The 17,056-nt window shown below is 59.3% G+C and carries 17 protein-coding genes; 7 read left to right on the top strand and 10 right to left on the bottom strand.

What is annotated here, in order from left to right; translation table 11 throughout:
- Position 1: 1 nt before the first annotated feature.
- Both ACUZ9P_RS03785 and ACUZ9P_RS03780 read right to left on the bottom strand, forming a co-directional pair.
- Positions 2-1,279 carry an adenylosuccinate synthase gene (locus tag ACUZ9P_RS03785; RefSeq protein WP_449250232.1) on the bottom strand — a complete coding sequence of 426 codons (1,278 nt, stop codon included), beginning with the start codon at positions 1,277-1,279 and terminating at the stop codon, positions 2-4.
- A 202-nt stretch (positions 1,280-1,481) separates the two neighbouring features.
- Complete coding sequence (locus tag ACUZ9P_RS03780; protein WP_449248689.1) at positions 1,482-1,847, bottom strand: hypothetical protein; 366 nt, start codon at positions 1,845-1,847, stop codon at positions 1,482-1,484.
- Between the two features lie 446 nt (positions 1,848-2,293).
- Here ACUZ9P_RS03780 and ACUZ9P_RS03775 point away from each other — a divergent pair, with 446 nt between their 5' ends.
- The 3 genes from ACUZ9P_RS03775 to ACUZ9P_RS03765 all read left to right on the top strand — a co-directional run bounded on the left by ACUZ9P_RS03775 (position 2,294) and on the right by ACUZ9P_RS03765 (position 6,684).
- Positions 2,294-3,571 (top strand): IMP cyclohydrolase, encoded by a 1,278-nt coding sequence (locus tag ACUZ9P_RS03775; protein WP_298996250.1) that lies wholly within the window; start codon positions 2,294-2,296, stop codon positions 3,569-3,571.
- Positions 3,572-3,775: 204 nt separating this feature from the next.
- A complete protein-coding gene (locus tag ACUZ9P_RS03770; RefSeq protein ID WP_449248688.1) occupies positions 3,776-5,473 on the top strand; it encodes a cobyrinate a,c-diamide synthase in 1,698 nt (565 codons plus the stop codon).
- A 17-nt stretch (positions 5,474-5,490) separates the two neighbouring features.
- Entirely contained in the window at positions 5,491-6,684 is a 1,194-nt protein-coding gene (locus tag ACUZ9P_RS03765) for a glycosyltransferase family 2 protein (protein WP_449248687.1), read from the top strand.
- Between the two features lie 83 nt (positions 6,685-6,767).
- Here ACUZ9P_RS03765 and ACUZ9P_RS03760 read toward each other — a convergent pair whose 3' ends face one another.
- The 8 genes from ACUZ9P_RS03760 to ACUZ9P_RS03725 form a co-directional block, all read right to left on the bottom strand.
- Positions 6,768-7,346 (bottom strand): nitroreductase family protein, encoded by a 579-nt coding sequence (locus ACUZ9P_RS03760; protein WP_449248686.1) that lies wholly within the window; start codon positions 7,344-7,346, stop codon positions 6,768-6,770.
- A 58-nt stretch (positions 7,347-7,404) separates the two neighbouring features.
- Positions 7,405-8,205 (bottom strand): adenosylcobinamide-GDP ribazoletransferase, encoded by an 801-nt coding sequence (locus ACUZ9P_RS03755; RefSeq protein WP_449248685.1) that lies wholly within the window; start codon positions 8,203-8,205, stop codon positions 7,405-7,407.
- A gap of 6 nt (positions 8,206-8,211) precedes the next feature.
- Complete coding sequence (locus tag ACUZ9P_RS03750) at positions 8,212-8,853, bottom strand: redox-sensing transcriptional repressor Rex (RefSeq protein WP_022658857.1); 642 nt, start codon at positions 8,851-8,853, stop codon at positions 8,212-8,214.
- A gap of 676 nt (positions 8,854-9,529) precedes the next feature.
- Complete coding sequence (atpE, locus tag ACUZ9P_RS03745; protein ID WP_022658856.1) at positions 9,530-9,853, bottom strand: ATP synthase F0 subunit C; 324 nt, start codon at positions 9,851-9,853, stop codon at positions 9,530-9,532.
- A gap of 126 nt (positions 9,854-9,979) precedes the next feature.
- A complete protein-coding gene (gene atpB, locus ACUZ9P_RS03740; RefSeq protein WP_298996239.1) occupies positions 9,980-10,684 on the bottom strand; it encodes a F0F1 ATP synthase subunit A in 705 nt (234 codons plus the stop codon).
- Between the two features lie 158 nt (positions 10,685-10,842).
- On the bottom strand, positions 10,843-11,283 hold the full coding sequence (locus tag ACUZ9P_RS03735; protein WP_298996237.1) for a hypothetical protein: 441 nt from the start codon (positions 11,281-11,283) through the stop codon (positions 10,843-10,845).
- A complete protein-coding gene (locus tag ACUZ9P_RS03730) occupies positions 11,249-11,641 on the bottom strand; it encodes an AtpZ/AtpI family protein (protein WP_449248684.1) in 393 nt (130 codons plus the stop codon). Before ACUZ9P_RS03730 ends, ACUZ9P_RS03735 begins: the two co-directional genes overlap by 35 nt.
- Before the next feature lie 168 nt (positions 11,642-11,809).
- A complete protein-coding gene (locus ACUZ9P_RS03725; RefSeq protein WP_449248683.1) occupies positions 11,810-13,444 on the bottom strand; it encodes a class I SAM-dependent RNA methyltransferase in 1,635 nt (544 codons plus the stop codon).
- Positions 13,445-13,680: 236 nt separating this feature from the next.
- Here ACUZ9P_RS03725 and rplU point away from each other — a divergent pair, with 236 nt between their 5' ends.
- From rplU to proB, 4 genes are all read left to right on the top strand, one after another.
- Positions 13,681-13,989 (top strand): 50S ribosomal protein L21, encoded by a 309-nt coding sequence (gene rplU / locus ACUZ9P_RS03720; RefSeq protein WP_027180826.1) that lies wholly within the window; start codon positions 13,681-13,683, stop codon positions 13,987-13,989.
- A 132-nt stretch (positions 13,990-14,121) separates the two neighbouring features.
- Positions 14,122-14,391: a 50S ribosomal protein L27 gene (rpmA, locus tag ACUZ9P_RS03715; RefSeq protein WP_022658851.1), complete on the top strand. Its 270-nt coding sequence runs from the start codon at positions 14,122-14,124 to the stop codon at positions 14,389-14,391.
- A gap of 256 nt (positions 14,392-14,647) precedes the next feature.
- On the top strand, positions 14,648-15,748 hold the full coding sequence (gene obgE / locus ACUZ9P_RS03710; RefSeq protein ID WP_449248682.1) for a GTPase ObgE: 1,101 nt from the start codon (positions 14,648-14,650) through the stop codon (positions 15,746-15,748).
- A gap of 17 nt (positions 15,749-15,765) precedes the next feature.
- Positions 15,766-17,010: a glutamate 5-kinase gene (gene proB, locus ACUZ9P_RS03705; RefSeq protein WP_449248681.1), complete on the top strand. Its 1,245-nt coding sequence runs from the start codon at positions 15,766-15,768 to the stop codon at positions 17,008-17,010.
- Positions 17,011-17,056 lie beyond the last annotated feature (46 nt).

Genomic DNA, 17,056 nt, shown 5'->3' with positions numbered 1-17,056 from the left:
CCTAGCGCACGATGGTCTGGCGGCGGTCAGCGCCCACCGAAACCAGCGAAACCTTGACGCCCGTCAGCTCTTCAATGCGGGCGATATAGGCGCGCACAGTGGCGGGCAGCTCTTCATAGCTGGCGCACTGGGTGATGTCTTCTTCAAAGCCGGGCATTTCTTCGTAGATGGGCGTTACGCCGCCAAGGGAGCATTCTTCCTGCGGCAGGTAGCTCAGGCGTTTGCCCTTGTACTCGTAGGCAACGCAGATTTTCAGCACCGGCAGGTTCTGCAACACGTCAAGCTTGGTCAGGGCAATGTCCGTAAGCCCGTTCAGGCGAACGCTTTCGCGCAGCACCACGGCATCCAGCCAGCCGCAACGGCGGGGACGGCCCGTGGTGGCGCCGAATTCATGACCCTGCGTGCGCAGGTAGCTGCCGGTGTCGTCCAGCAGTTCGGTGGGGAAGGGACCGGAACCCACGCGCGTGGTGTAGGCTTTGACGATGCCCACAATGCGGTTCAGGGCCGAGGGCGCAATGCCGCAGCCAGCCGATGCATTGCCCGCCACCGTATTGGACGAGGTCACAAAGGGGTATGTGCCGTGGTCGATATCAAGGTGGATGCCCTGAGCACCTTCAAAAAGGATATCGCCGCCTTCGGCCTGCACTTCCTGCATGCGTTCTTCCACCTCGGTGAGGTAGGGAACAAGGCGGGGCGCAAGAGCCAGCAGCTCTTCACTCACGGTATTTGCATCGAGAGGTTCAAATTTGTAGAGGTCGCGCAGCAGAACGTTTTTTTCCTGCAGGGCGTGGGCCACCTTGGCGCGAACAAGATCAGGGGCGGTCAGGTCGCCTGCGCGCAGGCCCACCCGGGCGGCCTTGTCTTCGTAGCAAGGACCGATGCCGCGGCCAGTGGTGCCGATCTTGTGTCCGGCGCGCTTGGCTTCACGGGCCTGATCCAGGCTTTTGTGATACGGCATGATCAGATGGGTCTTTTTGCTGATGCCAAGACGCGCGGGCGAAACGTCAATGCCCCTGGCGGCAAGGTGATCCACTTCTTCCAGGAACACATGCGGGTCGAGCACAACGCCGTTGCCGATGAGGCAAATTTTGTTTTCGTGCAGTATGCCGGAGGGGATAAGGTGAAGAATGGTTTCCTCGCCCTGCACCTTGATGGTGTGCCCTGCGTTGTTGCCGCCCTGAAAGCGGACGATAACGCGGCTCTGGGCGCTCAGCATATCAACAATCTTGCCCTTGCCCTCGTCGCCCCACTGAGCGCCGATGATGACCGTATTCGCCATGGTGTTACCTGCCTGCAATGCCGCCGCGCAACGGCGGGTGATGTAAGGCGCGTTCATACGCCGGACGCGACAGATCGACCGAAGGGAATCTACCCTACGGCCCCACTGCCGCTAAAGCGGGACGCAAAGCCTTTGATGATACGTATCCCGTATGCAACTGCAAGTCAAATGACCATCCAGAGCCATCCAACCTGCATGCGCGTCAACTTTCGGGCTTGGGGTCAGTCTGTTCCCTTTCGCTCGATCTGGAGGGCTTAAATTCAAGCACCCTGCACTTGCTGGCCGCCGGGGCGGCCTCCGGCCCCTCAAGCTCAAATTCCGGCATGGGATTGACCGCGCCTTCAGGCACCTTGCCAAGCGGCTGTGCCTGCCTGGCCCAATGATAGTTAAAAAGCTGGTTTTTCCAGCGTTTGGCCTGAATCAGCGAAAATACGAGCGTAGCTTCCTCCCACCGCTTGGTGGGTTCAAAGCGGCTGGCCGTCGTGGCATACTTGCTCCACAACGACATAAGCGAGGCTTCGTCAATGGCGTCCAATTGCTGGGCCAGCCTGACAAGCAGCTTTTCCATATTACCTCCCATGTAACGATGTACTGTAGTGTGCGCATGAAATTTCGTCAACGCGGGCGAGGGCCGGGCAGGTTTGCCGTCAGGCGGCGGCTGTAGCGGGTCGAGTACCATAAGAGTACACTCCCCTTGCCATCCGTGTGCCTTCCTTGCCTGACAACAAACGTGCTCCGGCCCAGTCATTGTAATCCGGGCAGGTTTGCCGCCAAGCTGCTGGTCAGGCGGCGTCAGGCGGCTGTAGCGGGTCGAGTACCATAAAAGTACACTCCCCTTGCCATCCGTGCGCCTTCCTTGCCTGATGGAATCTCCTGCCTCCTGCCGATGGGCTTTGCCGAACCGCAACCTCCAGGCCGCCCCAACCGCCGTCAGCAGCGAATCGGGGCTGGTTGTCCGGCATGTTTTATGGTATGCGAATGCCTCACTTGATCGGCGAACATCTGGAGGCAAGCATGTCGGATCTCAAGTCCATGTACAGCACCGTCCACAAGGACGCTTTCCCTGACACCATGACCATCATTCTGGGCGATGAAAAACTCGTCTACCAAAAGCGCACCTGGACGCTGGACAACGAGGAGAAGGGCCTGCGCTACGGCGAAAATCCCGACCAGCCCGCAGCCCTCTACGCTCTTAAGGAAGGCACCATTACGTGTGGCGGTCTGAACTGGCGCGGCCCCGGCAATGGCATTGTTTCCGCGCTTACCGAAAGCCAGATGATTCAGGCAGGCAAGCACCCCGGCAAGACCAACCTCACGGACGTGGACAACGGGGCCAATATTTTGCAGTACCTCACCGAACGCCCCGCGGCGGTGATTCTGAAGCACAACAATCCCAGCGGTGCGGCATGGAGCAATGACGGCATTGCTGCGGCCCTTGAAAAGGCCTTCTGGTGCGACCGCATCGCCGCCTTTGGCGGGGCCGTGGTTGTTAACCGTCCCTTTACCCGTGAAGCTGCGGAAATTGTCGCCGCCAACTATTTTGAAGTGGTTGCCGCTCCCGCCTTTGAAGAAGGCGTCGTGGAGATACTCAAGGGCCGCAAGAATCTGCGCATCATGGAACTACCCGGCCTTGGGCGGCTTGAAGAACTGACCGGCTCGGCGTTTCTGGATATCAAGAGCCTGGCTGACGGCGGCATCATTGTGCAGAAGTCCTTTGTGAACCGCATTCTTGAAGCCAAGGACTTTTTGCCCGCCACCGCCACCACCAAGGAAGGCGTTTCTGTGGCCGCCCGCGCTCCCAGCAAGCAGGAACTGGACGACCTGCGCTTTGCCTGGGCAGTGGAAGCCGGGGTTACGTCCAATTCCGTCATTTTTGTGCGCGATGGTGCCACCCTTGCCATCGGCACGGGCGAACAGGATCGCGTGGGCTGCGTGGAACTCGCCATCCACAAGGCGCATACCAAGTATGCAGACACGCTTGCCTTCCGCGAACTCGGCCTGTCGCTCTATGAACTCAAGGAAAAAGCCACCACCGATGCGGCTATGGCCGCCAAGCTTGCGGATATTGAAAGCCGCACCGAAGCCTCCCACGGCGGGTTGGCCGGGTCTGCGCTTGTTTCGGACGGGTTTTTCCCCTTCCGTGACGGGGTGGACGTGGCGGTGGCCCAGGGCGTTGCGGCCATTGCCCAGCCCGGCGGCTCCATGCGCGATGCCGAAGTGATTATGGCCTGCAACGAGGCCAAGCCGCAGGTCGCCATGGTGTTTACGGGTCAACGCTCCTTCAAACACTAGGGCAGCGCGCAGTCAGTGCCCGAAACTGCGCTGTGATGAATGGCTTTTGTCCCTGACTCTGTCAGGTGCGCGGCCCGGCCCGGTCAACGTGGATTTTCGCGTTCCGGCCGGGCCGCAAGCCTTTGAGGCTAAGAACTGCGCCATATCTTGTGCAAACTAATTGGGCGCAATACCATTGAGAGCACTGCTCCACAGGGTCGCCGCATGCAACACTCCTTGCCACAATCCGACCTCTCTCAAGCCACCTGCGGTTCAGCGGCGGCATCCATGCCCCGGCTGTGCGTATCGGCTCTTTCTGGCGGCGGCGGCAAAACATTGCTCTCTCTGGGGCTCACGCGCGCGCTTGCCGCGCAGGGGCATACGGTCAAGCCCTTCAAAAAAGGGCCGGACTACATTGACGCCGCGTGGCTGACCATGGCCGCCGGAAGGCCCGCCACCAATCTTGATCCCTACATGCTCCAGCCGGAACGCCTCAAGGCTCTGTTTGCGCACGCCATGCGCAAAACACAGGCGCAAAGCGGCGCAACAGAAGTGCTTGGCATGATTGAAGGCAACCGGGGGCTTTTTGACGGCATGGACGTGGCTGGCTCATGCTCCACAGCGGAGCTGGCGCGCATGCTCGGCTGCCCCATCATCCTTAGCATCAACTGCACAAAGATGACGCGCACGGCAGCGGCACTGGTGCATGGCATGACAACCTTTGAGCCGGGGCTGCAGTTTGCGGGCGTGGTGCTCAATCAGGTGGGCACGGCGCGGCACGAGGCCCTGCTGCGCAAGGTTATTGAGGAATATACGGATGTGGCAGTGCTTGGGGCCTTGCCGCGTCTGAAAGATAACCCGCTGCCCGAGCGCCACATGGGCATTGCCTCCTGCGGCGATGAACTTTCACCCGAGGCCCGAGCCGTGCTCGACAAGCTTGGCAGCTTTGTGGCCGAACACCTCAATCTTGACGCCGTGATGGCTGCGGCTCGTGCGGCCGCCATTGCCGATCCCTGGCCTGAGCACGCGGAGCCGTTTGGGGCTGCCAATGGAGCGACAGAAGCGGTAGCGGGTGCGGCGGCGGAATGTTTCAGTTCTGTGGAAGCGCCGCTACCGGACACCCCCGCTTCGGCTGAAAATTCGGGCGGCAGGTTGCCCGCTGTACGGGCCTCCATGCCAGTCCGCCGTCCGCGCATAGCCTATGTGCGCGACAGCGCCCTGTGGTTTTATTATGAAGAAAATCTTGAGGCCCTGGAGCGTGCTGGTGCGGAACTGGTGCGGCTTGAGATCGTCGGGCCGCATTCCGGTGTCTGGCCCGTACTGCGCGGCGAAAAACCGCCGCATGACGAGGCTGGAGCAATAGACGGCCTCTACCTGGGCGGGGGCTTCCCCGAAGACTGCGCTGCGGACCTCAGCGCTTCGCCCCACCTGCGTACCCTGGCCGCATGGGCTGGGGCTGGCCTGCCCATCTATGCAGAATGCGGTGGTTTTATGTTGCTGGCGCAAGGCATAGAACGCGAGGGCGTGCTTTGGCCCATGAGCAATATCTTCCCCGTTGTTGCCCAGTTTTGCGGCAAACCACAGGGCCTCGGCTACGTGCACGGAACAGTGGTGGAGGAAAATCCATTTTTCCCCAAAGGGCTGGAAATTCTGGGGCACGAATTTCATTATTCGCGCTGCTGCTGGCAGGGCGCTGCGCCCCGGCACGGCCTGCGCCTGCGCAAAGGGCAAGGCATGGGACGTGAGGCAGAGCCGGACGGGCAGAAAAAAGGCGAAACTGCCAAGCTGACCAGTGCGCCCGCTTTGGACGGGCTGTTGCGGCAGAATGTCTGGGCTTCGTACACGCATATTTTTGCCCCGGCAGTCCCCTGTTGGGCCCCCAATTTCGTGGCGGCTGCCGCCCGTTTTGCTCAGGGGCGCTGATGCCCGGAGGTGCTGAAATGTCGGAAGCAAGCCGTGTTTCTGTGGTTATTCCTGTCTGGAACCTCTGGGACATGACAGAGCCTTGCCTGCGTTCGCTGGCCGAGCATTCCGCTGGAGAAAACATGGAAGTGGTGGTTGTGGACAACCACTCCACAGACGCCACGGCTTTTGAACTTGAACCCTTGGGCGAGGCTCTGTTCGGCACGGCATTCAAGACCGTGCGCATGGCTGAAAATGTGGGTTTCGCCAGAGGCTGCAATGCCGGGGCTCATGCGGCGGGCGGCGATCTGCTGTTTTTTCTCAACAACGACACCACGCTTACCCCTGACTGGCTGCCGCCTTTGCGAGCGGTCATGGCTGATCCCCGGATTGGCGCGGCAGGGCCGTTGTTGCTGTATCCTGACGGCACCGTGCAGCACTGCGGCATCTACGTGAATCCCTTCAATGCGGTGGGGCACCTCTACGAACACCTGCCCGGCAGCTTTGCCGCAGCGCGCAAGCCCCACCCCTTGCAGGCCATCACCGCCGCGGCCATCATGCTGCGCAAGGCGCAGTTTGAAGCCTGCGGCGGCTTTCATGAAGGGTTTCGCAACGGATTTGAGGACATTGATCTGTGCTTTGCCCTGCGTGCGCAGGGGCTGAAACTGCGGGTGGAGAGCCGCAGCGTCATTTATCATCATACCAGCCGGACGCCGGGCCGCTTTGCCCATGACAGGGAGAATTGCACCCTGCTCATGCAGCGCAAAGGCGGAGCCGTGCGCCCTGATGAACACGTGCTGGCAAAACTGGATGGATACGACCTGTGTATTGGTGAAAACCTCGATACCTGGATGGTGCTGCCCGAGAAACAGCAGCAGCGCATAGGTGCGGAGTTCTGCGGCAAGCCCTTTAACAGCGAAGCCTGCAAGGCTTTGTTGCGTGTCGAACCTCTTTGGCTTGAGGGCTGGCTCTTGCTGGCCCGGCATCAGGAGCAGGCGGGCGACCTTGTTGCCGCAACAGGCACGCTTATGGAATGTCTGCGGCTCATGCCCGACCCAAGGGTGTGCAAAGCGTTGTCGCAGCTTGATTCCCAGGCCGTATTCGAGGGCGGCATGTGCGACCCGGCAACGGCAAAGGCCCGTGTGCAGCAGGCGCGCCGTGCGGCTTATGCCAACGGCGATACAGCTCTTGCCCAGTTGCTCGGCCAGTGGCTTGTGGCGCACGCTGGCTGAACAGAAAACGCTCTGAAAATATAAAAAATCGCGGCTGAGGCAAGCTCAGCCGCGATTTTTTCATCAATTCAGGCTATAATGACCTAGAATCGTGCAACAATCAGGTCTTCAAAACTCCGCTTCGGCACATAATGGACGCCTTCGGCATCGCGCCAGTAGGCTGTTGCGCCGCCCTCGGGCATGGGGGCCACCACGCGCTTTTCCTTGGCAACGCCAAGGCCCAGCACCAGAGCGATTTTCATGTCTTCCGGCACGTTCAGCAGGGAGGGAGCGGCCTGATGGTCAAAAGACTGGATCATGCAACAGCCCCAGTTTCGGCTGGTAGCGGCAAGCTGGATGGTCTGGGCCGCAATGCCCACATCCATGCAGGTCAGTTCCTTGCCGGTCTTGGGCATGAGAATGACCACAAAACCTGTGGGGCGATCACCGGGGTGCGGGCCGCCCCAATCTTTCAGCGCGCCTGCCCAGCGGGTGAGAGCGAACAGCTTCTGGCAGGTTTCGCCGTTGCTCACAAGCATGAAGCGCAGTTCCTGCCCGTTTTTGGCGGAGGGGGCGAGTCGTGCGCAGTCCACAAGCCATTCCAGGTCGGCCATGCCAAGCGGCTGGTCTTCATAAAAGCGGCGGCAGGTGCGGGCCGCTTCCGAGAGCGCTTTAAAATCCATAGCTGGCTCCTTGGTTATTCCGGGGCAAACCCGGTCGTTTGCGTCAGGCAGACTCAGTTTACACTGTTACCAACAGGAACCACAACTGGCTCCACTGAATGCACGCGCCAAGAAAATCGCCGGAAACTCCACCGTGTTCCCGCGTAGTGTCGATCATGCTGTGGATCAGCAAAAATTGGCCAAAGGCCAGCAGGGGCAAGCGCCAGAAAGGGCAACTGCCCAAAAGCAGAACCAGCACAAGCATGCCCGATGCCAGCACAACTTGCCAGCGGGCCAGTTGCGGGCTTGAGCCAGCGCAGGCCAGACCGCCGAGCGAGCGTTCATCATGCGGCACAGTATATGCCGCCAGCCAGATGCAGGCTGCCCGGCCCCAGGCTGGCGCGAGCAGGGGGGCAATCCACTGGCCGGTGGAAAGGTGCCATGTGAGGGCCAGCCACAATCCGTTGAAGGCGACAAGCAGATGCAGCGCCCCAAAAGCGCCAAGGCGGCTATCCCGCAGTACAGCCCAGAAGCGCTCGCCGCTGGCGCCGCTGCTCACCGCATCGCCAAGGTCTGATAATCCGTCCCAGTGCAGGCCACGCGTTGCCCATATTTCGCAAAGCATCCAGGCCCAGGCGGCCAGGGCGGCAACAATGCAGCGGCCTGCAAAGCCAGCGTCTGGCGCTTCAAATAGCCAAAGGCAAAGAAAGGCGGCTGCCGTACAAAATGCGCCGAGCACCAGACCCACCGGGGCAAAAAAAGGCATGGCTGCGCTGAGCGAATCAGCGGTGCAGCAGGGGCGGGGTGGTACAAGCCGGGTCAAAAAAGCCAGGGCGTCATGAAAGCGCCCTGGCCAGGATGTCACAGAAGTGAGTGCCACGTTTGATTACCGTGTCTGGGGATGGTTGAACGCCAGCGCATAGAGGTGGTGGAAAAAGTCCACGTACTCCACGTTGATTCTGTCCGGCACCTTGATGCGCGAGGGGGCAAAGTTCAGAATGGAGGTAATGCCTGCGTCCATCAAGTGCTGTGCGGCCCTCTGCGCCCGCTCCGGCGGGGTGGTGATGATGCCGATCTCGATGTTCAGATCAGTCACCATATCCTTGAGGTCGCGTGTGCAGTGCACTTCAAGACCGTGGACAATTTCGCCGATTTTGAAGGGATCGCAGTCGAAAATGCCCACAATGTTGAATCCGCGAGAGCGAAACTCGCCGTGGTTCAGGATGGCCTTGCCGAGGTTGCCAACGCCGATCAGCGCCATGCGCCATTCGCGGTCAACACCCAAGGATGAGGTGATGGCGGCAATGAGCGATTTGACATGATAGCCAACGCCACGGATGCCGAATTCGCCGAAGTAAGCAAGGTCTTTGCGCACCTGCGAGCCGTTGACGCCGCAGGCTTCTGCAAGGGGATTGGATGAAATGACTTCGACACTGTCACGTGCGAAATTTTCCAGCACCTGAACATATGTGGCAAGGCGCTGGATAGTCGCGCGTGGGATGTGTTTGCTCTTGGGTGGGTTGACCATGTTGTACCTTCTGAGATGCCAAGCGTGTCTTGTTGTTACAAACTTTGTGAATTTGATTTTATAGCAGAAATACACACAGGCGCAAGCTTTGTGAATACATGGCGCGCATGGCAGGCAACTTCGCTAAATAGCAGGAAAAGAAGAACGTTGTGCCTGCAATGTTCAGCTGGGATCAAGGGCGGTGGAGCCGTGCCTTGGCTTTTTCCTGCTGACTTTTTTGATAAAATTTATTTCACCACTTAGCAAGTTGCAGCTAACACCGCGGCGCACGGTCGCCATCTGTTATTTCAGTACGTTAGGCTCTAAAAGCTATGTAGGACAAAATCTATACCATAAAAGTTAACAAAGGTTAAGCATCTTACGAAGCTTGCTGAATGCTGACTCAAGGAAAGGTATTTGCTGCATGGCAGGTAACGGTCTTTCTCTATGTCTCAAGTCTATTCGTGTGGAAGTGCGTACTCAACACTGCTCGACTTTTCTTGCCAGGTGTTGTGACTGAGGCAACGTTTTGTCTTCATGGTTTTTACTGTTGCAGGTAGCCTGGATTACAAAAAATTGCTGGTTGGAAGCAGTATCGGATTCGAATCGATAGTTACAGACGTAGCAGATATGATCTGTTGCAAATAAAAAAGGCGACCCAAGGGCCGCCTTTTTTACAAATCAATGTGATCCGGACTTACGCGTAGGGGTTGGCGTACAGCAGGATGAAGCTGATAACCAGGGCGTAAATGGCCAGCGATTCGATGAAAGCGAAGGCCAGAATCATGGTACCGGTGATCTTGCCGCTCACGTCAGGGTTGCGGGCAACGCCTTCGCAGGCGCCCTTCAGACCAAGACCCATGCCGATGCCGCAACCGAAAGCGGCAATGCCGATGCCAAGAGCGGCGGCCAGGCAGGTGTAGCCCAGAGCCGAGGCATCGAGCTGGTTGGCGGCAAAAGCCATGGTGGCCATGCCGAGAAGGGCCACGGTGTTCAGGGCGATCATCAGAAACTTACGCATGAGACACTCCTTGCACTGTTGTATTGTTGGGTCGTTATCGACCATTCCCCATTATGTGTCGTGTGTAACGTCCCGCAATTTGCCGATGTTTATTCGGCGGGCCGCAGGCAGCCCGTGGCCATCGGCCTAATGCTCGGGTGCTTCAAGCGCGCCCTTGATGTAGAACATGGTCAGCATGAAGAACACGAAAGCCTGCATGGTCTTGCCCAAAAGGAAGAGGGCGTAGATGGGCAGGGTACCGAGTATGGGAGCCATTACAAAGAACAGCACCATAACGATTTCTTCACCGCGGATGTTGCCGAAAAGACGGAGAGAAAGCGAAACCGGGCGCGAAAGGTGCGAAACCACTTCAAGCGGAAACATGAGCGGAATGAGCACCTTGGAGGGGCCGGTGAAGTGGTGGATGTAGTGCGCCTTCCAGCGGATCAGCCCCACGGCGTTGTAGAACACAAGCACAAACACCGCCATGCACACGGTGGTGTTGAGGTTGGCTGTAGGCGCGTCAAAGCCAGGCACAAGGCCCATGAGGTTCATGCCAAAAATGTAAATGAACATGCCAGCCAGGAGGCCCACGAACTTGCGTCCATGGTCACCCATGGTGGCCAGGATGAAGTTCTCGATGGTATCCACCAAGGCTTCGAAAAAGTTTTGCAAACCTCCGGGAACCATAGTCAGCCGACGGCGCATGATCAACGCTACGGTGAACAGAATGGCCATACAGACCCAGGAGTAGAACACATGTTTGAATTCCACCATCGTTCCACCGATGGCGATCTCGTCCATGCCCATAAATGTGGAGAGCAATACCGGATGCGGCAAACCACCTGCCATGAGCCATGCCTCCTGGTGAGTACGCGCCAAAGCGCGGCGTTAATGTTAGACCCGTGCGGGCCATTCCCCAAAATTTGCGGCCTTGGGCTTTTGCCCTGTCGTGGTGCGGCTGTTTTGCCCCGGTCTGGCGATCATGCCTTCCCGGTTGGGCTTTCCGGCTAATTTGCCCGGCTTCGCGGTCCACGCGCTGCCAGGGCATAGCTTGCCAGAGCGCAAGCTCCAGATGCGGCCATGCCGCCTACTATGGCAAAAACAGGAGCCTGATACACAATCAGCGAAACATAAAGGAGCGCGCCGATTATAACCAGCCGACCCATCCAGCGCACCAGTACTATGCGTAAAAAGGCCGTACTGTAATCCCCCAGGCCTTTGCGCAAAAAAAAGCGCGCCAATCCCCAAAAAGTCCAGGCCATGATGGTCAGGCCCACTCCAAACCAGAAAAACCAGGGTGTGGCCGTAAAGGCCAGCCCGCCGATCAAAAGACTGCATGCGGCGAGCAAAATTTCGTTACGCAGCAAAACACGGATAGCCGGGTGATCTATGCCGCGCCTCCAAAGCCAGGCGTCAAGGCTGTGTATCATCTGTTTCAGTCTGCGCACGGCTGTTTGTTTTGCCTTGCCCCGCTGGGGGCGTTTCGCTTTGCTGTTCCGGCACAAGGCCTTTCCGGCGGGCGTCCTGCGCCGCCATTTTGCGTAGCAGGGCCTGAGTGTCGCGGTACACGTTCAAAAAACCCGCCGCAATGCCGATGAACAGAAAAATCAGCTTGCCCCATGGGCTGGTGCCAAACCAGTGGTCAATGCCGTAGCCTATGGCAAAACCCACTGCGGGGCCGCTCACCAGATGCAGACCGATGACCCCTGTGCTGGCCATGGCTTCCATGCCGGTTTGCTGCTGCTTAAGAAAATCCTTGAACGACATAAGGCCTCCGCGCACGTGGCTGGAACCTGTAAGCGTCATGGTCCCCTTAACGCTGTTCAAATTATCACAGGCGACCCGACGCGTCAATGACTTTGGGCGGAAACTTGTGATTACGCTGCATTCCTTAGGGGCCACAGACGCGGAAAACTGGCTGTTGATACCAAAAATCGAGCCTCGTGAATTTGCAAAAAAATGTCTGCCTATTGCTCAGTCGAGCCTGCGCCAGAGGCTCAGACACTCAAGGTGCGGCGTGTGGGGAAAAAGGTCAACGGCTTCGAGCCGCTCCAGGGAATACTTGTTGCGCAGCTGTGCGGCGTCGCGCGCGAGCGTCGCCGGGTTGCACGATATATAAAGGACTCTGTCTGGCGCGATCTGCATGAGCGCATCCAGCGCGCGGGGTGAAAGCCCGGCCCTGGGCGGGTCTGCCAGAGCATCCGCTGCCAGCGGGGCGTTGGCTGATGCGTCAAAGCCTGCTGCTTGCCAGCGGCTGGCAGGTTCCAGAGGCGCAAGGCGCTCAAGGTGGTGCACCGCATCCCCTGCCTCATACTGGCAGTAATTGACGTCATTGGCCTTGGCATTTATGGCGGCGAGCTTCACGGCCCGTCTGTCCTGCTCCAGGCCCAGCAGGGCGGAATAGTTGCGCGCCAGCAACAGGCCCGGTGCGCCAACGCCACAATAAAGATCAAGTAGCCCTCGGGGGCGGGCGTTCTGTTGGTTCTCCGCCGGGCTGTCGGGCATAAGCATGCGCTGTGCCGCCTGCGCAAGTGCCTGCGCGCCGCCGGTATTCACCTGAAAGAAGGAAGACGCATCGAGGGCAAAGTTCATGCCGGCGAGAGGCAGAAACAACCGTGCGGCTGCAGGATTTTCCCGGCCAGTTTCGTCCAGGGTCTGCACGCGTTTTTCGCCAAAAGCAAAGGCATCGGCGGTGGCGCGTTCTTCATGGATAAATGCTGCCAACTGGGGGAATGCCGCCAGAACCTCCCTGCCGAGCATCCTCACGGCAGCGCGCTGCGGGGCATCGCCAGGACTTGTGATGCACAGGGCCCACCAGCGCGGTGTGCGCATGTCCGCCGCAAGGCCGCGCCGCAGCACAAAAAAACGCCAGAACCCATTGTCCGCGACATCGTGAACCGGGATGGCGTGATCTCGCGGAGCGCGCCGGGCAAAGCCGCCACGGCGTCCCTGCTTTTGCTGGCCGTGCGTGGGGTGAATAGGCTGGCTCTGTCGTGCATCGGGCGCTGCGTAGGCGGCAAAGCCGCTTTCCGCCGCCAGTTTGCCTGCCAGGCTTACTATTTGCAGCGCCTCGGGCGGCATGAGGGCGCAGTGTGGCACGGCCGCCACATCGCGGCCATTGCGGCGGCGCAGGCCAAGTTTAAAATCGGTCTTGTTGTCCATGTCGTGCCCGAAGGCAAATTCCATTTTATTGCGAAACCGCGTCAGCGCAGGTGAACCTGTGACGGGCGGCAAAAGCGATTCAATCTGGTCGCGGTCAAATTTGCCAATGCGCGTGAGGGCGTCCACCGCCAGGGTGCGCTTCCAGTAAAGCTGCTGCGCATAGGGCATGGTTTGCAGCGGGCAGCCGCCGCATTCGGCATGGTGGGGGCAGATGGGATCGACTGCGTCCGGCGACTGGCTGAGCAGAGTCTCGGCTTCCGCTTCTATAAAAGTAGACTTGCGCCGCAACACATGTGCAAGCACACGCTGGCCCGGCAGGGCGTTTGCCACAAAGACGACTGTGCCTCTGCTGATTTGGTCATTTTCGGGGGCGAGGCGCGCAATACCCCGCCCATCGTGGGAAAGGGCAGAGATGTCGAGCGTGAGTTGGGTGGGGGCGGTGTTCATGCGCCCCACAGTTAGCAGCAGGCTTGCGGCTGCGCAAGTGCCGCTCTAAGAGGAAAGTGGAGGGCGGCGCGTTGTCAGGTGCAAAAAGACATTGCTCCCTGCTATGAAGTTGTGTAATCTCGCCACTCGCGCAAGTCGCGGACTGTTGTAGCGAGTTTTGCAAAAATTTCTGCAAAACGAGCTTGACATTTGTCGGCCTGTGGGGCAAATATGCCTTTCTCTTTTTGGAGGTTGATATGTACGCGATTATCGAGACCGGCGGAAAACAGTACCGCGTCGAAGAAGGTTCTAAAGTAGTTGTGGAAAAGCTTGCGGTTCAGGCCGGAAGCGAAATTTCCTTGGACAAGGTGCTGATGGTCGGCGGTGCTGAATGCAAAGTCGGCGCTCCCTATCTTGCCGGGGCCGCCGTTATGGCGGAAGTGGTGGATCACGGGCGCGGCCCAAAGATCAAGGTGTTCAAGCGCTGGCGTCGTAATGACTCGCGCAAGATGCGCGGTCATCGCCAGGATTACACCACCATTCGCGTTAAGAGCATCAACGCCTAGAGCCCGGCTTTAGCCGAGGTTCGGCAGGCCGCGGGCATGGTCTGCCAATAGCTCTGCATTCGTTCAGGGCGCGTTGAAAGATATTTACTTTGCCCCGCCGGTCCACAGGGTCGGCGCCCCAGGGAGGCTACCATGGCACATAAGAAAGCAGGCGGCTCTTCGCGCAACGGTCGCGACAGTGAAGGCCAACGCCGCGGCGTAAAGCGTTTTGGCGGTCAGAAGGTTCTGGCTGGCAATATTCTGGTGCGTCAGCTCGGCACTACCGTTTACCCCGGTGTGAACGTGGGCATGGGCAGGGACTTTACCCTGTTCGCCAAAGTGGCCGGCGTTGTGCGCTTTGAGAAGTATCTCCGCAAGCGTCGCGTCCACACGCGAGTGCATGTGGAGGCGGCCGCCGACTAAGCGGCCGCGTGGAATTTGCCGATGAGGGAAGGGGCCGCGAGGCTTCTTCCCTCTCGGTGTTTGTGCTGGGGTACGTGTGGCGCAAGGCCACAGACCGAAAACGCAGGCAGCGTGGGGCAAACAGGTGTTTGTCGTGCGGCGCTGACCAGCATTGCTGCAATATTTGCGCGGTTTTTCGGAACGGCAGCCCCATATACATTACGGCGAGCGCCAGCATTGCAGGCGTAGCCGCGCGGACTGACCGCAAGGATATCCCATGCGATTTGTAGATGAAGCTCGAATTCAGGTGCGCGCCGGTAAGGGCGGGCACGGTTGTTTGTCTTTTCGGCGCGAAAAATTTGTGCCGCGCGGCGGTCCGGACGGCGGCAACGGTGGTGACGGCGGTTCTGTGCTGCTGAAAGCCGATGGCCGTTTGCTGTCTTTGTACGACTTTCGCCTCAAGCGCCTTTACGAGGCTCGCAATGGTCGCCCCGGCGAAGGCAGCCAGTGCGATGGCAAGAAGGGCGAAGACATGGTGCTGCACCTGCCGGTGGGTACGCTTGTTTTTGTTGAAGGCCCGGATGGGGAAGAACTGCTGGCAGACCTCAGCGATCCTGAAACAGAAGTTATTGTTGCGTGCGGCGGACGCGGCGGCAAGGGCAACGAACATTTCAAGTCTTCCACCATGCGCGCACCGCGGTTTTGTCAGCCCGGTGAACCGGGTGAAGAAAAAAATCTGCGCCTTGAGCTGAAGATTCTGGCAGATGCCGGTCTGCTGGGCTTGCCCAATGCGGGCAAATCCACCTTTATTTCGCAGGTGTCGGCGGCGCGCCCCAAGATCGCGGCCTATCCCTTCACCACGCTCACGCCCAATCTCGGCGTGATGATCGACGAAGTGGATCCCGACAGGCGCATGGTCATTGCCGACATCCCCGGCCTCATTGAGGGCGCGCACGAAGGCCAGGGCCTTGGGCTGCGTTTTCTCAAGCATGTGGAGCGCACACGTTTTCTTGTGCATATTCTCAGCGTGGAAGATGTGGGCGAGGATGACCCCTGGGCGGGCTTTAACCTCATCAATGAGGAACTGTGCCGCTTTGACGAAGAACTGGGCGAGAGGCAGCAGATCGAGGTGGTCAACAAGATCGACCTCATCAGCCCCGAGCGTCTGGAAGAGCTGAAAAACAGGGCCAAAGCCGATGGCCGGAATATCTTTTTTATTTCCGCGCGGGACAACATCGACCTTGAGCCTCTGGTGGAAGAGTTGTGGCGTATGCGCGATGAAACCGCCAGCCACGCGCCTATCCTGCATTTTGCCGATACAGACGGTGATGAGGAAGAGGACTTCCCCGAAATTGAAGTGATCTATACCCGCGAGTAGCGGTCTGTGGAGCATATATGACAGCGCCGACGGAAGACTGGCGGCAGGAACGCGCACGGGTGCTTGCCCAGGCCCGGGTGGTGGTCGTCAAAGTAGGCAGCGCCGTACTCACCGATGCCCAGGGCCTGAGCATGCCCGTGCTGGAGAATCTGGCCGGGCAGTTGGCGCGTCTGCGCAACCTGTTGCCTGCGGGCGATGCCGCATCCAGCAACGCGGGGGGCGCGGAGCCGCGCCGTCTGGTGCTTGTTTCTTCCGGCGCTGTGGCCGCTGGGCGGGCCGCGCTTGCCACGCGCGGGCATGTGGTTGAAACCACGGGCCTTGCGGCGCGTCAGGCTGCGGCAGCAGTGGGGCAGGGGCAGCTCATGCAGAGTTGGGACAAGGTGTTTTTTGCGCACCGCATGCCCACCGCTCAGGTGTTGCTGACCCGCGATGACCTGCGCGCCCGTCAGCGCTTTCTCAATGCCCGCAATACGTTTGCCGAACTGCTGGAATGGGGCGTGCTGCCCATTGTCAATGAAAACGACACCGTATCCATCAGCGAACTGAAGTTCGGCGATAACGACTGCCTTGCAAGCCTTCTGGTCAATCTGACCGGAGCTGATCTTTTCATCAATCTCACTTCCGCATCGGGCGTGCTGGCTGCCGATCCGCAAAAAGATCCCAACGCCCCCATCATGGATCACATCGATGATGTGGCGGCCCTCGACCTAGGGCAGCTTTGCGGCGGCAAGACTTCCGTAGGCACGGGCGGCATGTATTCCAAGCTGCTGGCAGCCCGTCGCGCGGCGCAGATTGGCGTACCCACGCTGATTTTGCCGGGGCGCGAGCCGGAGATCATCACGCGGGCCTTTGCCGCCAGCGGTATTTGCCCCGCTCCGCAGGGGCACGAGCCATTTACGGGCGGCACATGGGTTTGCCCGGCGCGGCATGCCATACCGCGCCGTAAATTCTGGCTGGCCTATCAGTCTGATCCGGCGGGCAGCGTGCATGTGGACGCAGGCGCGGCCAAGGCCCTGCTGCACAAGGGCGGCAGCCTGCTGCCCGGCGGCGTGTTTCGTGTTGAAGGCAACTTTCAGCAGGGCGGGCTGGTGCGCGTGCTGCACGAAGGGCAAAGCCTCGGCGTGGGCCTCACCAACTATAGCTCTTCAGATCTGAAAAAAATTATGGGCCTGAAAAGGCATGAGGTCGCAGCCATTCTGGGCGATGCGCACTACCCTGAGGTGATCCATAGGGACAATCTGCTGCTTGATGCGGCAGTGTAAATACAACGGGCCGGATTTCCGGCCCTTTTTTGTCTGTATCATGCAT

The sequence above is a fragment of the Desulfovibrio intestinivivus genome (assembly GCF_053570665.1).
Note: the sequence above shows the minus strand (reverse complement) of the source record. Positions and strands in the feature narration are given on the sequence as shown.

What these genes read in the sequence shown, in the direction of transcription:
- ACUZ9P_RS03785 (WP_449250232.1), bottom strand. Translation starts at nt 1,279, where the DNA reads ATGGCGAATACGGTCATCATCGGCGCTCAGTGGGGCGACGAGGGCAAG.
- ACUZ9P_RS03780 (WP_449248689.1), bottom strand. Translation starts at nt 1,847, where the DNA reads ATGGAAAAGCTGCTTGTCAGGCTGGCCCAGCAATTGGACGCCATTGAC.
- ACUZ9P_RS03775 (WP_298996250.1), top strand. Translation starts at nt 2,294, where the DNA reads ATGTCGGATCTCAAGTCCATGTACAGCACCGTCCACAAGGACGCTTTC.
- ACUZ9P_RS03770 (WP_449248688.1), top strand. Translation starts at nt 3,776, where the DNA reads ATGCAACACTCCTTGCCACAATCCGACCTCTCTCAAGCCACCTGCGGT.
- ACUZ9P_RS03765 (WP_449248687.1), top strand. Translation starts at nt 5,491, where the DNA reads ATGTCGGAAGCAAGCCGTGTTTCTGTGGTTATTCCTGTCTGGAACCTC.
- ACUZ9P_RS03760 (WP_449248686.1), bottom strand. Translation starts at nt 7,346, where the DNA reads ATGGATTTTAAAGCGCTCTCGGAAGCGGCCCGCACCTGCCGCCGCTTT.
- ACUZ9P_RS03750 (WP_022658857.1), bottom strand. Translation starts at nt 8,853, where the DNA reads ATGGTCAACCCACCCAAGAGCAAACACATCCCACGCGCGACTATCCAG.
- atpE (WP_022658856.1), bottom strand. Translation starts at nt 9,853, where the DNA reads ATGCGTAAGTTTCTGATGATCGCCCTGAACACCGTGGCCCTTCTCGGC.
- atpB (WP_298996239.1), bottom strand. Translation starts at nt 10,684, where the DNA reads ATGGCAGGTGGTTTGCCGCATCCGGTATTGCTCTCCACATTTATGGGC.
- ACUZ9P_RS03730 (WP_449248684.1), bottom strand. Translation starts at nt 11,641, where the DNA reads ATGACGCTTACAGGTTCCAGCCACGTGCGCGGAGGCCTTATGTCGTTC.
- ACUZ9P_RS03725 (WP_449248683.1), bottom strand. Translation starts at nt 13,444, where the DNA reads ATGAACACCGCCCCCACCCAACTCACGCTCGACATCTCTGCCCTTTCC.
- rplU (WP_027180826.1), top strand. Translation starts at nt 13,681, where the DNA reads ATGTACGCGATTATCGAGACCGGCGGAAAACAGTACCGCGTCGAAGAA.
- rpmA (WP_022658851.1), top strand. Translation starts at nt 14,122, where the DNA reads ATGGCACATAAGAAAGCAGGCGGCTCTTCGCGCAACGGTCGCGACAGT.
- obgE (WP_449248682.1), top strand. Translation starts at nt 14,648, where the DNA reads ATGCGATTTGTAGATGAAGCTCGAATTCAGGTGCGCGCCGGTAAGGGC.
- proB (WP_449248681.1), top strand. Translation starts at nt 15,766, where the DNA reads ATGACAGCGCCGACGGAAGACTGGCGGCAGGAACGCGCACGGGTGCTT.